Genomic DNA, 19,152 nt, shown 5'->3' with positions numbered 1-19,152 from the left:
CAACGCAGCGGCTACCAGCCAGCCGCTGCGTTTAACCCACCGATGCATCATTTACGGTCTGACAATCAGCGGGCCCTCAGCCGTGCCGGTGGCACGCCACTGCGGAACATACATCGATTCCACCTGGGGTACAGGTACCTGATACGTCCCCGGTGTGACCGCGCGCGCCAGATACACCAGCGTGACCGGTTGCCCTTCGTTGACTGCCACCGCCGCGACAAAGCGATCGTCGCGGAATTCAACGTGCTGGATATCCGCTTGCTGCATTTGATTAAGCAAATTCGCCACTTCGCTGCCGCTATCCTGCAGGCTGGCGCTACCGTTGGCCAGATTCTGGTTTTCCAGTTCCAGACCAGCAGGCAGAAGATCGACCACCAGCGCATCCGGAACATTCTGGCTGGCTCTAACCGTCAACCAGACCAGCACCAGCTCGCCGCTGCGCAGAGACGAGAGCGATTTACTCTGCCCATCGGTGCCCAGCACCTGACGTTCAATGAGCAGTACATTGCTGGCAGGCTGCGGTGAGCTTTGCGGATAGCCGCTGACGTCCAGACGCAGCCACAGCGGCAGATTACCCGTGTTGGTCACCGCCAGCGTCGCTAACTGTTCCGCATCCAGATTTCGGGTTTGCGATTTATCACCCGCCAGCGGTTGTTCAGAGAGAGATGTCTGCGCCTGCCACGTGCCCGGCAGATCCTGCAGCGTACGGGCAGCAAGGAACAGCGCATTATTCTCCTGCGTGGAGAGCCAGCGCTGACCGAAAGCCTGCTCCGACAGCGTATTCAGCAAAGTATTTTGCACGTCGGGTTTCAGTTTATTCTCTTCCAGCAAGGCCAGCATCAGCGCGTTGTCGCGTAGCTGACTGCCGTAATCCGCCATCCACTGCTGCGTATCTCGGCGCGGCGTATTGAGTGCCAACGTCAGCGCCTGTTCACTGCGATTCGCATCGCCCATGTTTTTCAGCGCAATGCCCAATTGCAGCAGCGGCAGGCCAGAGGCGGCCTGAGCTCGACGTTCCCAGATCTCACGCAGAGCGCCCAGCGGCGCTTTCTGCTGACGGGCCAGTACCAGCGCGGCATAGGCCTGTACGGCAAACCGGCTGGCTGCGGTGTCGTCGGTGTAGCGAATCGACATCATGCCCGGATCCTGTAAATAACGCAGCAGACGCGCATTGCCCCGGTTGATCACCTCGCTCGGGACGCTGTAGCCCTGTTCATTTGCCCGGACGAGGAAGTCCATGACATAGGCACTCAGCCAGTACTCTTCCGGCCCGTTCTTATCCCACAGCGCAAATCCCCCATCGTCACGCTGCATTTGCAGTAACCGGGAAATACCTATTTCAACCGCCGTGCGGCGTTTTTCATCGCTATCACCCGCTATACCCAACGCCTTCAACTGTGCGGCGTTGGTATACAACGATGGGAATAATCCGCTGGCAGTCTGCTCCAGGCAGCCGTAAGGATAGGCTTTCAATTCGCGAACATAGCGCGCCAGATTCAGCGGCGGCTTGCCGCTGAACAGCAGTTGCCCCTGCACCGTTGCCGGGGAGAAGTTGGTCAATTCCCCGTCCGGTAACTGCCAGGTTTCACCGGCTTGCAGCGCCACGCCGCTATTGAGAGTTTGCGCCGGGAACGCCGGACGCACGCCAATCTTCCACTGTTTATGTTGAACGGGGAGCGTTTCACCTGGCAGCGTCAAACCACTAATAACGGCCTGAATCTCACCATCGCCGAATCCCTCCAGTGCCCGTACCGGAATAAATAACGTGGTACGCACGCCAGGTGCCAGATCCACCGGGGAAGGGTTTTGGCCCATCAGTGACACTAAGCCGCTGGCGGTAAGCTGAATATTCAGCGTCTGCGGCCTATCTGTCAGATTGGTGACGTCCAGCGTCAGGCGCGAGGTATCACCACCGGCCATAAAGCGTGGCATATTCAGTTCCGCGATCACCGGCGCAGCGACGATCACTTTACTCTCGCTACTGCCAAAGTCATCTGCGGTCCAGGCCTGCGCCATCACCCGCAGTTCACCGTTAAAATCGCCAATCGGCAACGTTACCGTGCCCTCACCTTTCTCGTTGAGCGTGACCGGCAGCGCCTGTTGCGCCACGATATTGACGTGATTAACCGGCGGTTTGCCGCCGCGTTTTAGCTCATCACCATCGCCACCGAAACGCAGTGCTGCCAAACGCCCTTGCCCTTCGATTACCTGGCCGTAAATATCATAAATATCCGCGCCATAGCGTTTCTGGCCAAAAAATGCCTGCCACGGATCCGGGGTAGCGTAATCGGTGATATTCAACACCCCGCTGTCTACAGCGGAGACCAGGACGTTAACCTGTTTAGGCACGTCACCATTTTTGACACTGGCTTTCACGTTAACGGTCAACGGTTGATTCGGGCGCATTTTAGCCGGATTTTCCAGCGTCAAATCCAGGCGACGATTTTCATCGCCCAGCGGCAAATGCAGTAACCCGACCGCGCGTTTTGGCGTAGCCGAGCGGGATTTGTCGCCAGGGCGGATCACCAACGCGCTAAGATAGAGGTCATGGCGGTTCCAGGTTTTGTCGACCGGAATAGAGAGATCCAGACCATTTGCAGGGACATCGATCTCTTGCCACCACAGCGGGCCTTCGCTGGATTCCACCATTGCATAGCCTTTACCGGCAGCAGGCGCGGCAATGTGCAACTTCATGGTGTCGCCAGGACGATAATTGGGTTTATCCAGCTTCAGAGTGACACGATCCGGGCGCACCGCCCCGCTGCCGTCGCTGTTATCCTGCCAGCTGTATCCGGCCCAGAAGCGCACGCTGCTCACCGTATCGTTGGGTGCTTTCACTTCCAGACGGTAAGCGCCCCACTCCACCGGGAAGCTGATCTTACCGGTTTCATCAGCGGTAAGATCCAGTGTTTGCTCGCCTTCGACCAGATCCTTTTGATCGAACTGCGACTGCCAGCCCTCTCCTTCAGACCAGTTCCAATAGTAATCCCGACGTTCGCGGATCAACCGCACCTGCAAGCCGGAAACCGCTTTTTTCTCGCCTTTTGCATCGGCATAAACAATATCAAACGCGGCGTTGCTGTCTTCATCAACGATCGGCTGATTCACCGTGGTATCGGTGCGGTAATCATAAACGGCTTTGGCTGCGAATTGCGGGCGAATACCCGGCAGGGTATCTGCAGGCCAGATAGCCTGTTCTACCCGACGGGTCACCGGACGGCCACCCGACTCCAGCAGGCTGGCCTGCAAAATGACCTGTAACGGCGAGTGAGCTTCCTGCCACTGACTGCTGGTTGTGACTTCGCCACGACCGTTTTCATCCAGCGTCAGCTGAACTTCATCCAGACTGCGGGAGAGATTCTCTTCAGCAATATTGCCAAACTGGAATCCCGGCAATGCAGACACCGCTTCACGCTGTGGTCGCAGGAATAGCTGACCTTGCAGAGCATTACCATGCGCAGGCGCACCGTACAGGTAGTAACCCACCACCGAAAACTTCACATCGTCAGCCGGTGTAATCGGCATTTTATTGGCAGTGAGGTTGAGCGCCATCCGCTCGGGCATAAAATCTTCGACGTGGAAATCCCACATCCGTGAGCGGTTATCGCCGGTGTTGGCGCGAATATGCCACATACCGGTTGGCGCACTGCTGTCCAGCGGCCAGGTCAGACGGTACAGACCGTTTTCGGGCTGGCTGACCACCGTGCGTAATACCTGCCCGTCGGGCTTAACGACTTCCAGCTTCACCGGCTGATCGGGCAACGTTTTGCCATCGCTGTCGCGCAGTAATCCGTTGAGGATCACCGTTTCACCGGGACGATAGAGATCGCGTGGACCGAACATAAAGAACTGTTTGCTGTATCCCGGTGCCCCCGCGATATCAAATTCAGCCAGATCCAGCGCCGGTAATTTCAGGTCCAGCAGCGTGGTTTGCCCGTCTTTACGCGCCAGCAATATGGCGGCGTCTTTATCCGTCTCGAGCTTCACGTGTCCCTGCGCATCGCTGGTCGCCTGCGCCAGCGTCTGCCCTTTCTCATTGAGCAAGGTAACATCTATACCCTGCTGCGCAGCGCCGTTTTCCAGGCTCTGGGTAAAGACATCCAGCTGATTGTGGTAACGGTGTGCGGATACGCCAATATCGCTGAGCGTAAATAGCGTGGCAGCATTGCTGTAATTGTATTGCCCGGCCTGGTTCATCACCGCAACGTACACCCCCGCCTGCTGCAACGGCTTGATTTCGCCCAGCGGCAGCAGCAGTTTCTCACGGGTATTGCGTGCCGGATTAAGGTCAAAGCGCCCGGTATAAACCAGCTCTGCCATTTTCAGCAGGTTGTCGGATTCCCAGTTAGACAATGAGTTGCGGTATTCCCACTGGCTGATAAACGCGCCAAGCGACTCCGGCTTCACGCGAAAGAAGTTCACATCCACGCTGTTGACGTTCAGCGCCATCACTGGCAGGCCTTCGATCACTTTGCCTGGCAACAGCGAGCCACGACTGGCAAATCCGACGCTCGGCTGGACATCGCGAGTGGTGATGTTTTTTTCATATTCAGTGCCAAACGTCGCCTTATTCAGCGCCAGTAAATCGCGCTCAATAGTCACCACCAGTTCGCGGTTGGGCTCCAGATGACGTAAGCGTAGCTCTTTCAGGTTGGGCGCCAATTCCCAGGCCCCGTCCACTTTGCCGCTTTTTTTATCGACAACGTGCAGTACGCGAGAAAAATCTTGCTCAGGATCGAGGGGGATGGAGAACGTCAGCACCAGCGTCGCCGCGCCGTCTAACTGGACTTCGGAGGCGTCCAGTAGCGTCAACGGTTTACCCTGACTTTGCTGTGTCAGCTTGTGTAATTGCGCCGGATCTTTTACCGACGAGGTCTGTGGGGCAGGCGTATCATTTTTCGCGTCCGTCGACGGCTTATCATTATTATCGCACCCCGCCAGCGCAAGCATCAGCATACAGGCCGCTACGCGTAAATGTTTCATTTTTCATCCCTGGCCTGAGCGGCCCGTTAGCTACGTAGAACCCCTATTATGCGTGAGATTTCAGGATGTGGAAGTCTGTAACCAATCAACGTTATCTGAATTTTCGCGAATAATGTCGATCCACCCTGACAAATCAGCCTCTTTTACTTGTCCCTTGACGGTAAACAGCCGACAATTTGCCGAAACCTGGTAAAAATGGAGATGCCTATGACCACCGCCTTCTTTGTCGCTGCCGACTGGCTTGTCGAACACATTGACGATCCGGAAATACAAATTCTTGATGCCCGGATGGCGCCTCCAGGGCAGGAAGATCGTGATGTTGGCGAGGAGTATCGCGCTGGCCATATCCCTGGCGCGGTCTTTTTTGATATCGAAGCGCTCTCCGACCATGCCTCAGCGTTACCGCATATGATGCCACGCCCGGAGGCGTTCGCCGTAGCCATGCGCGAACTGGGCGTACATCAGGATAAACACCTGGTCATTTACGATGACGGCAATTTGTTTTCTGCCCCGCGCGCCTGGTGGATATTGCGCACGTTTGGTGTGGAAAATGTCTCCATTCTGGCGGGCGGTTTCGCAAGCTGGCAGCGTGATGAATTCCCGCTGCAGGCAGGGAACGTTGATTTGTCAGAAGGCGAGTTTGACGCGACGTTTACGCCGGAAGCCGTGGTGCGAGTGACCGATGTCCTGCTGGCCAGCCATGAAAAAACCGCACAGATTGTTGATGCGCGTCCGGCTGCGCGTTTCAATGCGGAAGTTGATGAGCCACGTCCTGGCCTGAGGCGTGGTCATGTTCCCGGTGCGCTAAACGTACCGTGGACTGAACTGGTTCGCGACGGCGAGTTAAAAACCACCGAGGAACTGGACGCTATCTTCTTTAGCCACGGCGTGAGCTTTGACAGACCGATTATCGCCAGTTGCGGCTCCGGCGTAACCGCCGCCGTGGTGGTACTGGCGCTTACCACGCTGGGTGTCCCTAACGTGGCCCTGTATGACGGGGCATGGAGCGAATGGGGTGCACGCAATGATTTACCGGTAGAACCGATATTATAAAGCTGGAAATGCCGGATGGCGCGTCGCGCATCCGGCCTACAAAATAGTGTAAATCGTAGGCTGGATAAGACGTATGCGTGGCCATTCGGCAAGATCTTTTAGATGATCCGGTTCTGTTTAAAATCGCGCAGGAAACCGCCCCAGCGGCGCTCGTAGAACGGCGCGATGTGTTCGGTAATAAAGTGGCTGACCCCTTTCTCACCTTTCACCACCTGGCAGATATCAATCGGTTCATCACCCGGTAACGTATCGGTCGCTACGCTGCCCGTGGCATGAATAATCTCTTCAATATCGCCCTCGGCTTCAATGCCAATCAGCAGATTAGGCTGGGCATCCGGGCTATCTTTAATCGAGCAGATAAACGCCCGTTTTACCGGTTTAATGGTTTTAAACAGCGTCGTGAGCGAGTCGATCATCTGCGCCGGAGGTTCCGCGACCTCGGAGAGGATCAGCGACTCGCCGCCCTCCAGCACTTCCTGGGTACTCAACGGATTGCCTTCTTCACCGAGCAGCAGGCTGATTTCACGCGGCATAAATTCTTTGCCGGTCGGCAGTTTGGCGTTGAGAAACAGCGTCGCACCCAGCGTCATTTCAAACAGCGTGCGTACTGGCATCACAACAAACGCCTGTTCGTCTTCAACGGCCTGCTGCAGGGCTTCTAGGGAGGTGAAAAACGGGATCACGGTGGTGCCGTCTTCTTTTTCCCAGTGCTGCAGATCCAGTGCGCTGTCTTCAACTACCGCCTCGCCTTCTGCGGCCGTACCCGGAACCCAGACGGTGGATTCCAGCAACGTGCGGAAAAAGGCCGGACGATGCGCAGGCTCCGTCGCTGCTTTTTCCAGCAACGTTTCTAATTCATTTTTTATTTCGGACATAAGATCACAAATTTTGTACATATGGGTTGTAGGCCTGATAAGACGCACCGCGTCGCATCAGGCAAAATGCCGGGTGGCGCTTCGCTTACCCGGCCTACAAAAACACCTTTCAGGCAGTCAGCAGATTCGCGATGGTGCGCACACCCAGACCGGTCGCGCCCGCGGACCACTGCTCAACCGGTGCCTTGCGATAGGTTGCAGAGCAGTCGATATGCAGCCAGCCTTGCTGATAGTTTTCCACGAAATGCGACAGGAAGCCCGCCGCGGTGCTTGCGCCCGCAGGATAGGCCGCGCTGCCGGTGTTGTTCAGCTCGGCAAAGTTGGACGGCAACTGGTTACGGTGGAATTCCGCCAACGGCAGGCGCCAGAACGGTTCATTCTCCTGCGCCGCGCTTGCCATCAGACGAGCTGCCAACTGGTCATCAAAGCTAAACAGCGCATGGTAATCGTTACCCAGAGCTGTTTTCGCCGCACCGGTCAACGTCGCGGCATCGATGATCAATTCCGGTTTCTGCGCACTGGCGTCAATCAGGCCATCTGCCAGCACCAAACGACCTTCGGCGTCGGTGTTCATCACTTCAACATTTTTGCCATTGCGATAGCGAATGATATCGCCGAGCTTGAAGGCATTGCCGCTGATCAGGTTATCCGCACAGCACAGATACAGCTTCACACGTTTGTTCAGACCGCGAGTGATGGCAAACGCCAGTGCGCCCGTTACCGTGGCCGCGCCGCCCATATCGGACTTCATTGAGTCCATAAACGCGCTTTGCTTGATGCTGTAACCGCCGGAGTCAAAGGTGATCCCTTTGCCGACCAGGCAGGCGTAAACCGGAGCGGTTTTATCACCGGTTGGGTTATAGTCCAGCGCCAGCAGTACCGGTGGACGTTCAGATCCACGACCTACCGTGTGCAGCCCCATGTAATTCTGCTCGCGCAGATCTTCGCCTTTGGTGATGCGGTAAGAGACGTTATCGCACGCCACGCTGCACAGCAGATCAACCGCGCGCTGCGCCAGCTGTTCCGGGCCGAGTTCTTCCGCCGGGGCATTGATGGTGTCACGTACCCAGTCAATGATTTTCAGGCGGCTATCCAGTTCCTTCTGCTGCGCCTCGTCGAGCGGGGCCCACTCAACTTTACGGCTGCCTTTAGGTCCTTTGTAGCCCTGCCAGAATGCCCAGCTGCGCTCGGTGTCCCAGCCTTCGCCTTCCAGCTGAATATGTTTGATACCCAGACCGTCGATTTTCCGCGCGGCGCGCTGGATAAGGCCCAGATCGTCTTTTCCATTAAGGTGTAGGGTAATGCCGTCACTGTTAATGCTGTAAGTCGCTTTTTCACCCCAGCGCGCGTCAGCAGGCTGCGTGGAAAGCGTAATTTTCATGGCTTCTGTCATTTTATTTATCCTTATTTTCGCGCATACAGGAAAACGGGCCACCCGTGGGCAGCCCGTTGACTTATTCAGCTTCGTCCAGCCAGACCAGCAAGATGGCCTCAAGGATTTTTTCGTTCGATGCTTGCGGATCATCATCGAACTCTTCCAGGTCACAGATCCATTGATGCAGATCGGTGAAACGAACGGTCTTGGGATCGAGATCGGGGAACGCGTCGTACAGCGCCTCGCCGATTTCACGGCTGTCGGTCCACTTCAGTCCCATACTACCCTCTGTTAATGCTCACGCGCATGATTGATTGTGTAACGTGGGATTTCGACCACTAAATCGTCTTCGGTGACGCGAGCCTGACAGCTTAAACGGCTCTCCGGCTCTAGTCCCCAGGCTTTGTCCAGCATGTCATCTTCTTCTTCCGTGCTTTCCGGCAGGGAATCGAAGCCTTCACGCACGATGCAGTGACAGGTGGTGCAGGCACAGGATTTTTCACAGGCGTGTTCAATCTCGATGCCGTTACGCAGGGCAACGTCGAGAATGGTCTCACCGGTCTCAGCTTCCAGAACTGCGCCATCGGGACAGAGATCCTGATGAGGCAAAATAACAATCTTTGGCATATTAAACCTCGTCCACGGAATGGCCTTTCAGCGCGCTACGGACGGACTTGTCCATGCGGCGAGCGGCGAATTCCTGGGTTTGTTTGTCTACGTTTTTAATGGCTTGTTCGATAGCGTCAACATCGTCACCCTGTGCAACCTCGCTCAAATGCGCGGCGGCGGCGTCGATGGCCTGACGTTCTGCGGCGCTTAACAGCGCGGCATCAGCGTTCAACGCACCGGATAAACTATCCAGTACGCGTGCAGCTTCGACTTTCTGCTCTGCCAGCATGCGGGCTTTTACATCCTGCTCGGCAAAGCTCATCGAATCCTGGATCATGGAAGCGATTTCGTTGTCCGTCAGACCGTAGGACGGTTTGACCTGGATAGAGGATTCCACGCCGGTGGATTTCTCCATGGCCGTGACGCTCAGCAGTCCATCGGCATCAACCTGGAAGGTCACGCGAATATGCGCCCCACCCGCCGGCAGCGCCGGAATGCCGCGCAGTGCAAAACGCGCCAGAGAACGGCAATCCTGCACCAGTTCACGCTCGCCCTGCATCACATGAATCGACATCGCCGTTTGGCCATCTTTGAAGGTGGTGAAGTCCTGCGCGCGGGCCACCGGAATGGTGGTGTTACGCGGGATCACTTTCTCCACCAGACCGCCCATGGTTTCCAGCCCCAGGGACAGCGGGATGACGTCCAACAGCAGCATTTCACTGTCAGGCTTGTTGCCGACAAGAATGTCCGCCTGGATAGCCGCACCGATAGCCACCACTTTGTCCGGGTCGATAGAGGTCAGCGGTGTGCGACCAAAAAACTCACCCACGCGTTCACGCACCAGCGGTACGCGTGTTGAACCACCGACCATCACGACTTCCAGAACGTCCTGCGCCTCAACGCCGGCATCTTTCAGTGCACGACGGCAGGCCAGCAGCGTGCGCTTAACAAGGGCGGAAATCAGTTCGTTAAAGGTTTCGCGGGTAACTTCACCCTGCCACCCGGCCACGTTAACCGTGACGGATTCAGCATCGCTGAGTGCAATTTTGGCGGCAATCGCGGCATCGAGCAGCTCGCGCTGTACGCGGTTATCGCTGCGATCGGCCACGCCCGCCTGCTCGCGAATATAATCAGCCAGCAGATGGTCGAAATCATCACCACCGAGCGCGGAATCGCCGCCCGTCGCCAGCACTTCAAACACACCACGGCTCAGGCGCAGAATAGAAATATCAAACGTGCCGCCGCCGAGGTCATAGACCGCAATCACGCCTTCCTGACCCGAATCCAGTCCATAGGCAATCGCGGCAGCGGTCGGTTCGTTCAGCAGACGCAGCACGTGCAGGCCCGCCAGACGCGCGGCGTCTTTGGTACCCTGACGCTGCGCGTCATCAAAATAGGCGGGAACAGTGATCACCACACCGTCCAGTTCACCGGACAGCGCTTCGGTCGCCCGTGCGGCCAGTGCTTTGAGAATATCGGCGGACACGCGTACCGGATTGAGCAAACCCGCTGCGGTTTCGATCATCGGCAGGCCGTTTTCGCTTGCCTGGAACGTATACGGCAGATGCGGATAACGCGCCTGGATATCCGCGAGCGAGCGCCCCATCATACGTTTTACCGAACTGACGGTGTTTGCAGTGTCCAGCGCCGCGTTGGCACGGGCATCGTAGCCGACAGCGTAGCCCTGCTGCTGATAGTGAACCACTGACGGCAACAGGTGGCGACCTTCGTGGTCAGCCAGCGTTTCGGCCTGGCCGCTGCGTACGGTCGCGACCAGAGAGTTGGTGGTGCCTAAGTCAATGCCTACCGCCAGACGACGCTGGTGCGGTGCGGCACTCAGACCAGGCTCACTAATTTGTAATAAGGCCATTTTCGCTTCCGAAATTAAAAATCGAGCAGTTTTTCTTCGAGTTGTTCTGCACTGCTTCGCAGTTTATCGAGAAAACGCAGTTTACGCACGGTCTCAGCCGCCACATCCCACGCTTCGCTGTCCAGCTGTTCGACCATCAACTGATGGCGAACCTGGTACATCTCGTTGATGCGTTTCATCAACGCATCCAGACGTTCACTGTCTTTAGCCTGTTCAATCTCGTCCAGCTCTTCGCGCAGCTCGAGTTGCTCCATCAGGAACGCGGTATCGCGCACCGTGTGCTGCTCGTTTCTGATATCAAAGCCGTGTAAAGACAGTAAGTATTCAGCGCGCATCAAGGGATGACGCAGCGTTTGCCAGGCCTGGTTGATCGTGGCGGACTGCGAAACTGCAGCAAGTTGTTCCGCCTGGGAACCGCTGGCAAATTTATCAGGATGATACTGACGTTGTAGATCCTGAAAACGGAGGCTCAGCGCCTGAGTATCGAGCTGATAGCGGGCCGGTAAGCCAAAGAGGGTGAAGTAGTCCATAACATTCTCAGGGGTAGCCTGTTAGAACAAACCCCACACGTAGCAGCAAGGCCACGGTGGGGTTATACCTTCTTACTTCGCGCAGCAGATGCGTTGTCTACACTCGTTCACCCCAGTCACTTACTCAAGTAAGCTCCTGGGGATTCACTCGCTTGCCGCCTTTCTGCATCACGAATTAATCGGTATAACAGAGGAACGCGTTACACGTGGAAGCTTTCGCCGCATCCACACTCGTCTTTCACGTTAGGGTTAGTGAACTTAAACCCTTCGTTCAGACCTTCTTTGACGAAGTCTAACTGCGTACCGTCCAGAAATTGCAGGCTTTTACCGTCGATCACGACTTTAACGCCTTTGTCTTCAAACACGGTATCTTCAGCCGCCGGCTCGTCAACAAATTCCAGTACATAGGCCATACCTGAGCAGCCGGAGGTTCTCACACCCAGGCGCAGGCCAAACCCTTTACCACGGTTTGCCAGGAAGGTATTTACTCGCGCTGCTGCACTGTCGCTTAAGGTAATCGACATAATAAAACCTCAACTCTTAATTATTTTGCTTCACGTTTGCTTTTGTAATCCGCAATCGCGGCTTTAATCGCGTCTTCAGCCAGAATAGAACAGTGAATTTTCACCGGTGGCAGTTCAAGCTCGTCTGCGATATCGGTGTTTTTAATCGCCTGTGCTTCGTCCAGCGATTTCCCTTTCACCCATTCGGTAACCAGGGAGCTGGAGGCAATGGCGGAACCGCAGCCATAAGTCTTAAAACGCGCGTCTTCAATGATACCTTCATTGTTGACTTTGATCTGCAACTTCATGACGTCGCCACAGGCCGGTGCACCCACCATACCGCTGCCCACGTTCTCGTCGCTGTTGTCAAAAGAACCCACGTTACGTGGATTCTCATAATGATCGATTACTTTTTCGCTGTAAGCCATGATGAATTCTCCTTATGTGTACCCTAAATAATTCGAGTTGCAGGAAGGCGGCAAGGGAGCAAATCCCCAGGAGCGTACATAAGTACGTGACTGGGGTGAGCGAGCGCGGCCAACGCATCTGCAACTTGAAGTATGACGGGTATACCGATTAATGATGTGACCATTCAATACTGTTGATGTCTACGCCCTGTTTGAACATGTCCCACAGCGGGGAAAGTTCACGCAGACGGCCGATAGACTTGCGAACCAGATCGATGGTGTAGTCAATCTCTTCTTCGGTAGTGAAACGACCTAAAGAGAAACGGATTGAGCTGTGTGCCAGCTCGTCAGTCATACCCAACGCGCGCAGCACGTAGGAAGGTTCCAGGCTTGCAGACGTACAGGCAGAACCGGAAGAAACGGCCAGATCTTTCAGCGCCATGATCAGCGACTCGCCTTCAACGTAGTTAAAGCTGACGTTAAGGATGTTCGGTGCGCCATGCTCAAGATCACCATTCAGGTAGACCTCTTCCATGTCTTTCACGCCGTTCCACAGACGGTTACGCAGGCTGCGCAGGCGCGCCATCTCGGTTTCCATCTCTTCTTTCGCGATACGGTAAGCTTCACCCATACCCACGATCTGGTGGACAGGCAGCGTACCAGAACGCATGCCGCGCTCGTGACCACCGCCGTGCATCTGTGCTTCGATGCGGATACGCGGTTTACGACGAACATACAGTGCGCCGATACCTTTCGGACCGTAGATTTTGTGACCGGAGAAGGACATCAGGTCAACTTTCAGCTGGCTCAGGTCGATAGGCAGTTTGCCCACGCTCTGGGTCGCATCAACGTGATAGATGATGCCACGCGCACGGCACATTTCGCCGATAGCCGCGATATCCTGCACCACGCCAATTTCGTTGTTCACGTGCATAATAGAAACGAGGATGGTGTCATCACGCATCGCCGCTTCGAGTTCTTTCAGGTCAATAATGCCGTTACGCTGCGGGGCGAGGTAGGTGACTTCAAACCCTTCGCGCTCCAGCTGACGACAGGTGTCCAGCACGGCTTTGTGTTCCGTTTTGCTGGTGATGATGTGCTTGCCTTTTTTCTGATAAAAGTTGGCCGCACCTTTAATCGCCAGGTTGTCGGATTCGGTCGCGCCGGAAGTAAAGACGATTTCACGCGGATCGGCACCCACCAGGTCAGCAATCTGATTACGGGCGATATCTACCGCCTCTTCAGCATGCCAGCCAAAACGGTGAGAACGGGACGCTGGATTACCAAAGTTTCCGTCCAGGGTCAGACACTGCATCATTTTCTCGGCAACACGCGGGTCCACCGGCGTGGTTGCGGAGTAGTCGAGATAGATCGGTAATTTCATTGCTCTATAAACTCCGTACATCGCTTCAATGCAAGGAACCAGGCAACCGGCTGGATGTACGGCCGAGTTAACGGGGTGTCCAACACCCCGGCCTGATTCTAAAATACTTTTATTATGCGCGTAACTTAACGTCGATCGCGTCTTGCGTGCGGGTGCTGCGTGGAGCGTCATGCGTGTGCTGGCGTCCAGACACATCCAGGACTTCCTGGTTATTCACCAGTTCACCCAACGTAATGTTGTTGAGAAAACCCGTCAGACGGTCGCTCAGATCGCGCCACAGCGCGTGGGTAAGGCACTTATCGCCGCCCTGACAACCACCTTTGCCCTGACAACGGGTGGCATCTACCGACTCGTCAACAGCGCTAATGACTTCACCTACTGCGATGCTGCCAGCATCTTTACCCAGCAGATACCCGCCGCCTGGTCCACGTACGCTTGAAACCAGACCGTTTTTACGCAAACGGGAGAACAGCTGCTCCAGGTACGACAGGGAAATGCCCTGACGTTCAGAAATATCAGCCAACGGTACCGGGCCCGTTTCGGAGTTGAGCGCAACGTCCAACATTGCGGTCACGGCATAACGCCCTTTTGATGTCAGTCTCATGTCTTACTTAGCCTCAAACTCGCCCCTGCCCGGGGTTTTTTATTGTAAAATGGGGGTATTGCATAGCAGGGGCAAGTCTGACATTCCCGACTAAATCAGTCAACTATTTACTTGACTAAATTAGTCAGGTATTTAACCTTCAGTGCCGTTTTCATTTGCCGGATAGCACTTCGCTTATCCGGCCTACAAATCGAGCAGCTATACGGCATCAAGACGCCTACTTTCCTTTATTCTGCTGCTCTATAGAAGCAAGCATTCCGCGCAGAATATTCAGCTCCTGGCTCTCAGGACGCGCACGCGTGAACAGACGACGCAGTTTGTTCATCACCTGCCCCGGATGGTTCTCGCGGATAAAACCCGTCGACAGTAGCGTCTGTTCCAGATGACCGTAAAAACGCTCTAAATCATCGACCAGCGGATACTCGGTTTCTTCGTATTCTGTCGTCTTACCGCTTTCCTGCGTTGCCAGCCAGGCCATGCGTACTTCATAAGAAATGACCTGAACCGCCATCGCCAGGTTCAGCGAACTGTATTCCGGGTTCGCGGCAATCGCGACGTGATAATGGCATTTTTGCAGTTCGTCGTTGGTCAGCCCTACGCGTTCACGACCAAACACCAGCGCAACCGGGGTATTCGCCGCTTCGGCGACGCTTTTTAAACCGCATTCGCGCGGGTCGAGCATCGGCCACGGCAAGGTACGGGAGCGCGCGCTGGTTCCGACCACCAGACTACAGCCAGCCAGCGCTTCATCGAGGGTATCGACGATTTGCGCATTACCGATCACGTCGCTGGCACCGGCCGCCAGGGCGATGGCCTGGGAGTCAGGTTTGACCAGCGGATTCACCAGCCACAGATTGGTTAAACCCATGGTTTTCATTGCGCGGGCAACGGAGCCCATATTGCCGGTGTGAGAGGTCTCCACCAGCACAATTCGAATATTTTGCAGCATTGTCTTTCTTCGGCTAAAGATTATTCGGCCATATTATCATAAAACGAAGACATATACCGAACTCGCTGCTATACTCTGCGCCGTTTTCCCGTTCTTTAACATCCAGTGAGAGAGACCGATGCATCCGATGCTGACCATCGCCGTGCGCGCAGCGCGCAAGGCGGGTAATGTAATTGCCAAACACTACGAAACACCAGACTCTGTAGAAACCAGCCAGAAAGGCAGCAATGATTTCGTGACTAACGTCGATAAAGCCGCAGAAGCGATTATTATCGAAACAATCCGCAAATCTTACCCTCAGCACACCATCATCACCGAAGAAAGCGGTGAACATATTGGTGAAGATCTGGATGTTCAATGGGTTATCGATCCACTGGATGGCACCACCAACTTCGTAAAACGTCTGCCGCACTTCGCGGTATCCATCGCAGTACGCATTAAAGGCCGTACTGAAGTCGCCGTTGTTTACGATCCAATGCGTAACGAACTGTTCACCGCAACGCGCGGTCAGGGCGCACAGCTGAACGGCTACCGTCTGCGTGGCAGCACCGCTCGCGATCTGGATGGCACCATCATCGCCACCGGGTTCCCGTTCAAAGCCAAACAGCACGCCCCTTCTTATATGAAGATCCTCGGCAAAATGTACACCGAATGCGCTGACTTCCGCCGCACCGGTTCTGCTGCGCTGGATCTGGCCTATGTTGCCGCCGCACGCGTTGATGGTTACTTCGAAATCGGCCTGAAGCCGTGGGATTTTGCCGCAGGTGAACTGATTGCACGTGAAGCAGGCGCACTGGTATGCGACTTCACCGGCGGTCATAACTACATGTCAACCGGCAACATCGTTGCAGGTAACCCGCGCGTAGTGAAAGCCATGCTGGCGAACATGCGTGACGAACTGAGCGACGCGCTGAAGCGTTAATCAGTTGTGGTGCCGGATGCGACGCTGACGCGTCTTGTCCGGCCTACATTTCATACTCATACCGCTTACTAACCTAAAACGGTCGTAATCCCCTTCCCACCGGCACCGCACTCACCCACATCACCACCGCAGCAACCACTAAAATCGCACCACCGGCCAATGCCAGCGTGGTCCAGGCCATCTGTCGCCACAATACCGGCGCTTTATTGCCGCTGAGTTTCAGCGCCATCGTCCGAAAACTGTGTACCAGTAATGCCAGAGAAGTAATGGTCAGAGAGGTTCCCGCTGCCATCGCCAGCGCCGACGCCATGCCCCAGCCAAAGACGCCCACCACTTTACTAAACAACAGCACCATTATGGCGCCAGAACAAGGGCGCATTCCCATCGAGAGAATGATTATCAGCCGGGCGCGCCAGTCATCGCCGCTTTGCAGCTGTTCCGGGTTGGGCACATGCTGATGCCCGCAACCACAGCGTTCATCATGCACATGATGCGGTGTGAACGCGGTAAATGTCGGGCGACGCAGCAGCGCGCGTATTTTTTTAACGCCCGCCAACACAGTAAAACCCCCAACACGCCGACCAGCGCATAGCTGGCTTTCTCCAGCCAGAAACTGCTCATATGCAGTTGCCGGGCGGGCAGTTGCAGTACCGTGAGCACCACAACGACCAGACCGATCGCCACCAGCCCCTGTAATAAGGACGAGGCCAGCGTCAGCCCGATGCTCGACCTCAGCTTCGAGGGATGCGTCGCCAGCCAGGTAGTGATGACGATTTTCCCGTGCCCCGGACCCAGCGCGTGCAATACCCCATAAATAAAGCTAAACAGCAGCAGCGATCCGCCCGCACGGGTGGGATTGGCGGCCACCGCTTTCAGCAAGCCGCTCATCTGCTGGTTAACGTCCCGTTGCCAGAGAATACTTTGCACCATCACCTGCGGCCAGGCCTGCCAGATCCACAGCACGCCACCGATCGCCAGCAGTAAAAAGAGCGCCAGTGGCCATAGCATTAGCCAGCGGCGTCTGGCTACGCGTTGTTGATAAACTACTGACATTGTAGCGTTACCGTCTGCGCAAATTGTTTACCCAACTCCATATCCTCCGGCGGCGCGTCTTCTTTATCCAGTGACTGCGCAAAGCTCAGCGTTTGTTCATTAGGCGTCGGGGTATGCACGCTAATCCGGCATTGCTTGCTGAAGCCCGGCGCCAGCGTGGCATCGCGGTCCTGGTCGTAACTCATATCCACGTAGTAGGTGGGATCAAACGTGGAAATACTATAAGTCTGTCCGGCAAGCGGCTGTGGTTGGGCCAACGGCAGTACAAACGTCAGCACCGCCTGATGTTCCTCGCGCTCCATGCCATATTCCGTCGGGCGATTTTTAAATTTTACCTTTTGCCCGTTGTGCCACACTTCGGTGAAATAGTGCTGTCCGAGGACATTGGCCATCACTTCCGCAGCCAGTTTTTTCCAGATCTCATCCCCCGGTTTGGCATTGCCCGCATCGTACAGCAGGTCAGCGGAGGTGATTTCATCCATCGTCCAGCGCATTTTCAACGCCACAAACTGGTTATTTTCACTCACCAGTTCGGTTTTCAGATGAATAAAACTGTGAGGATGCGCGCCCGCGCCAAAAGACAGGACGACCAGAAACAACGTGACAATGATGCGTTTAACACGCGGCATGATTTCTCCACAATAAATCCAGCCCGCCATCAAAAGGACGTCGTTGGCGAGAATACGCTGAGGATAGCATTGAACGATAAAATATTGGGCCCCTTTTCCGGTATCGATTCAGTTCTCAATTTCGAAAATTTGTTCATCGTTGGCAACGGAAAAAAAGAGGATTTACCGCATCCCCTTAATGCAAATGATAACAAAATGTTAATATTTAGTTTCATTGTAATTGTTTGATAACAATAAATTTGACTTCACACACGCGAAAGCCTTCACATTTAACTAAAAATTAACTCAAATAGATCCTGTATTTTACAAAAATGGGCATAGATCACATTCACAGAATTTATGATTCATTCCCTCTTCCCTTCATTGTTAACCTCACGCCGTGACATGCCCTGCCCCCTACTAAAGGTACAACTATGAAATTCAAACTCGCATTACTCAGTGCAACCCTGGTTTCTGCATGCATGTTGTCCGGCACGTCCTTTGCGGCGGAAAAATATGAAATTGCTGTGGTTGCCAAAGTCACTGGTATTCCCTGGTTTAACCGTATGGAGACCGGCGTTAACGAAGCAGCAAAAAAACTGGATGTGAACGCTTACCAGACCGGTCCGTCTACGCCAGACCCGGCTCAGCAGGTGAAAGTGATTGAAGATCTGATCGCCAAAAACGTGAATGCGATAATCGTAGTGCCAAACGATGCCAAAGTCCTTGAGCCGGTACTGAAAAAAGCGCGCGAGAAAGGCATTGTGGTCCTGACGCACGAATCCCCGGACGAGCAAATCGGCCAGTGGGATATCGAAACCATCGACAGTGAAAAATATGCGCAGGCCAACGTTGATGAGCTGGCGAAAAGTATGGGCGGCAAAGGGGGTTATGCCATCTATGTCGGTTCGCTGACCGTGCCGTTGCATAACGCATGGGCCGACTATGCGATTAAGTATCAGAAAGAAAAATACCCGGAGATGTTCGAAGTGACCTCGCGTCTGCCGGTAGCGGAAAGTATTGATAAGTCCTATTCCACGACGCTGGATCTGATGAAAACCTATCCGCAAATGAAAGGGATTATCGGCTTCGGTTCACTGGGTCCGATTGGGGCAGGCCAGGCCGTACAGAAAAAACGCGCCAAGGATAAAATTGCCGTCGTCGGTATCGCCATGCCAGCCCAGGCCGCACCTTACCTGATGCGTGGAGATATCAAAAAAGCACTGTTGTGGGACCCGAAAGATGCGGGCTACGCACTGGTGACTGTTGCTGACCAACTGCTGCAAGGCAAAGAGGTCAATACCGATCTGAGTATCGATGGTTTAGGGAAAGCCGATATCGACATGGAGAAGAAAGTGATCCGTTTTAACAAGATCCTCGAAGTCACCAAAGACAACGCGCAATCACTCGGTTTCTAAGGCTTTAGC

The 19,152-nt window shown here is 54.8% G+C and carries 16 protein-coding genes and 1 pseudogene; 3 read left to right on the top strand and 14 right to left on the bottom strand.

Annotation, left to right across the window (positions count from 1 at the left end; all coding sequences use genetic code 11):
* Positions 1-51: 51 nt before the first annotated feature.
* Positions 52-4,983, bottom strand: a complete 4,932-nt coding sequence (locus FDX01_RS10580; RefSeq protein WP_137399752.1) for an alpha-2-macroglobulin — start codon at positions 4,981-4,983, stop codon at positions 52-54.
* A 207-nt stretch (positions 4,984-5,190) separates the two neighbouring features.
* Between FDX01_RS10580 and sseA the strand changes: the two genes are divergently transcribed.
* The gene (gene sseA / locus FDX01_RS10575; RefSeq protein ID WP_137399751.1) at positions 5,191-6,036 is read left to right on the top strand and encodes a 3-mercaptopyruvate sulfurtransferase; all 846 of its coding nucleotides are present in this window, start codon (positions 5,191-5,193) and stop codon (positions 6,034-6,036) included.
* 98 nt (positions 6,037-6,134) lie between these two features.
* Here sseA and sseB read toward each other — a convergent pair whose 3' ends face one another.
* The 11 genes from sseB to trmJ form a co-directional block, all read right to left on the bottom strand.
* Positions 6,135-6,911, bottom strand: a complete 777-nt coding sequence (gene sseB / locus FDX01_RS10570) for an enhanced serine sensitivity protein SseB (protein ID WP_137399750.1) — start codon at positions 6,909-6,911, stop codon at positions 6,135-6,137.
* 109 nt (positions 6,912-7,020) lie between these two features.
* Positions 7,021-8,304 carry an aminopeptidase PepB gene (gene pepB / locus FDX01_RS10565; RefSeq protein WP_137399749.1) on the bottom strand — a complete coding sequence of 428 codons (1,284 nt, stop codon included), beginning with the start codon at positions 8,302-8,304 and terminating at the stop codon, positions 7,021-7,023.
* 61 nt (positions 8,305-8,365) lie between these two features.
* On the bottom strand, positions 8,366-8,566 hold the full coding sequence (gene iscX, locus FDX01_RS10560) for a Fe-S cluster assembly protein IscX (RefSeq protein WP_003037694.1): 201 nt from the start codon (positions 8,564-8,566) through the stop codon (positions 8,366-8,368).
* 11 nt (positions 8,567-8,577) lie between these two features.
* A complete protein-coding gene (gene fdx / locus FDX01_RS10555) occupies positions 8,578-8,913 on the bottom strand; it encodes an ISC system 2Fe-2S type ferredoxin (protein WP_003037690.1) in 336 nt (111 codons plus the stop codon).
* 1 nt (position 8,914) lies between these two features.
* Entirely contained in the window at positions 8,915-10,765 is a 1,851-nt protein-coding gene (gene hscA / locus FDX01_RS10550) for a Fe-S protein assembly chaperone HscA (RefSeq protein ID WP_137399748.1), read from the bottom strand.
* A gap of 14 nt (positions 10,766-10,779) precedes the next feature.
* Positions 10,780-11,295 (bottom strand): co-chaperone HscB, encoded by a 516-nt coding sequence (gene hscB, locus FDX01_RS10545; protein WP_137361844.1) that lies wholly within the window; start codon positions 11,293-11,295, stop codon positions 10,780-10,782.
* Positions 11,296-11,495: 200 nt separating this feature from the next.
* Positions 11,496-11,819, bottom strand: coding sequence for an iron-sulfur cluster assembly protein IscA (gene iscA / locus FDX01_RS10540; RefSeq protein ID WP_003835203.1), 324 nt, complete (start codon positions 11,817-11,819; stop codon positions 11,496-11,498).
* Positions 11,820-11,839: 20 nt separating this feature from the next.
* Positions 11,840-12,226 carry a Fe-S cluster assembly scaffold IscU gene (gene iscU, locus FDX01_RS10535; RefSeq protein ID WP_002913991.1) on the bottom strand — a complete coding sequence of 129 codons (387 nt, stop codon included), beginning with the start codon at positions 12,224-12,226 and terminating at the stop codon, positions 11,840-11,842.
* A gap of 148 nt (positions 12,227-12,374) precedes the next feature.
* A complete protein-coding gene (gene iscS / locus FDX01_RS10530; protein ID WP_096756165.1) occupies positions 12,375-13,589 on the bottom strand; it encodes a cysteine desulfurase in 1,215 nt (404 codons plus the stop codon).
* Between the two features lie 112 nt (positions 13,590-13,701).
* A complete protein-coding gene (iscR, locus tag FDX01_RS10525; RefSeq protein ID WP_005120405.1) occupies positions 13,702-14,193 on the bottom strand; it encodes a Fe-S cluster assembly transcriptional regulator IscR in 492 nt (163 codons plus the stop codon).
* A gap of 217 nt (positions 14,194-14,410) precedes the next feature.
* The gene (gene trmJ, locus FDX01_RS10520; RefSeq protein ID WP_096756164.1) at positions 14,411-15,142 is read right to left on the bottom strand and encodes a tRNA (cytosine(32)/uridine(32)-2'-O)-methyltransferase TrmJ; all 732 of its coding nucleotides are present in this window, start codon (positions 15,140-15,142) and stop codon (positions 14,411-14,413) included.
* Positions 15,143-15,260: 118 nt separating this feature from the next.
* Between trmJ and suhB the strand changes: the two genes are divergently transcribed.
* Complete coding sequence (suhB, locus tag FDX01_RS10515) at positions 15,261-16,064, top strand: inositol-1-monophosphatase (protein WP_096756163.1); 804 nt, start codon at positions 15,261-15,263, stop codon at positions 16,062-16,064.
* 73 nt (positions 16,065-16,137) lie between these two features.
* On the opposite strand, the pseudogene FDX01_RS10510 reads toward suhB, so the two are convergent.
* Positions 16,138-17,117, bottom strand: a pseudogene (locus tag FDX01_RS10510) (nickel/cobalt transporter).
* Positions 17,108-17,746: a DUF1007 family protein gene (locus FDX01_RS10505; protein WP_137399747.1), complete on the bottom strand. Its 639-nt coding sequence runs from the start codon at positions 17,744-17,746 to the stop codon at positions 17,108-17,110. The pseudogene FDX01_RS10510 and the gene FDX01_RS10505 overlap by 10 nt, the downstream one beginning before the upstream one ends.
* A gap of 413 nt (positions 17,747-18,159) precedes the next feature.
* On the opposite strand from FDX01_RS10505, the gene FDX01_RS10500 reads away from it, so the two are divergent.
* Entirely contained in the window at positions 18,160-19,143 is a 984-nt protein-coding gene (locus tag FDX01_RS10500; RefSeq protein WP_096756160.1) for an autoinducer 2 ABC transporter substrate-binding protein, read from the top strand.
* The last annotated feature ends 9 nt before the right edge of the window (positions 19,144-19,152 follow it).

Source organism: Citrobacter sp. wls613, assembly GCF_005281195.1.
In the GTDB taxonomy this organism is placed as follows: domain Bacteria; phylum Pseudomonadota; class Gammaproteobacteria; order Enterobacterales; family Enterobacteriaceae; genus Citrobacter; species Citrobacter gillenii.
This window is presented reverse-complemented; position numbering and strand designations above follow the sequence as displayed.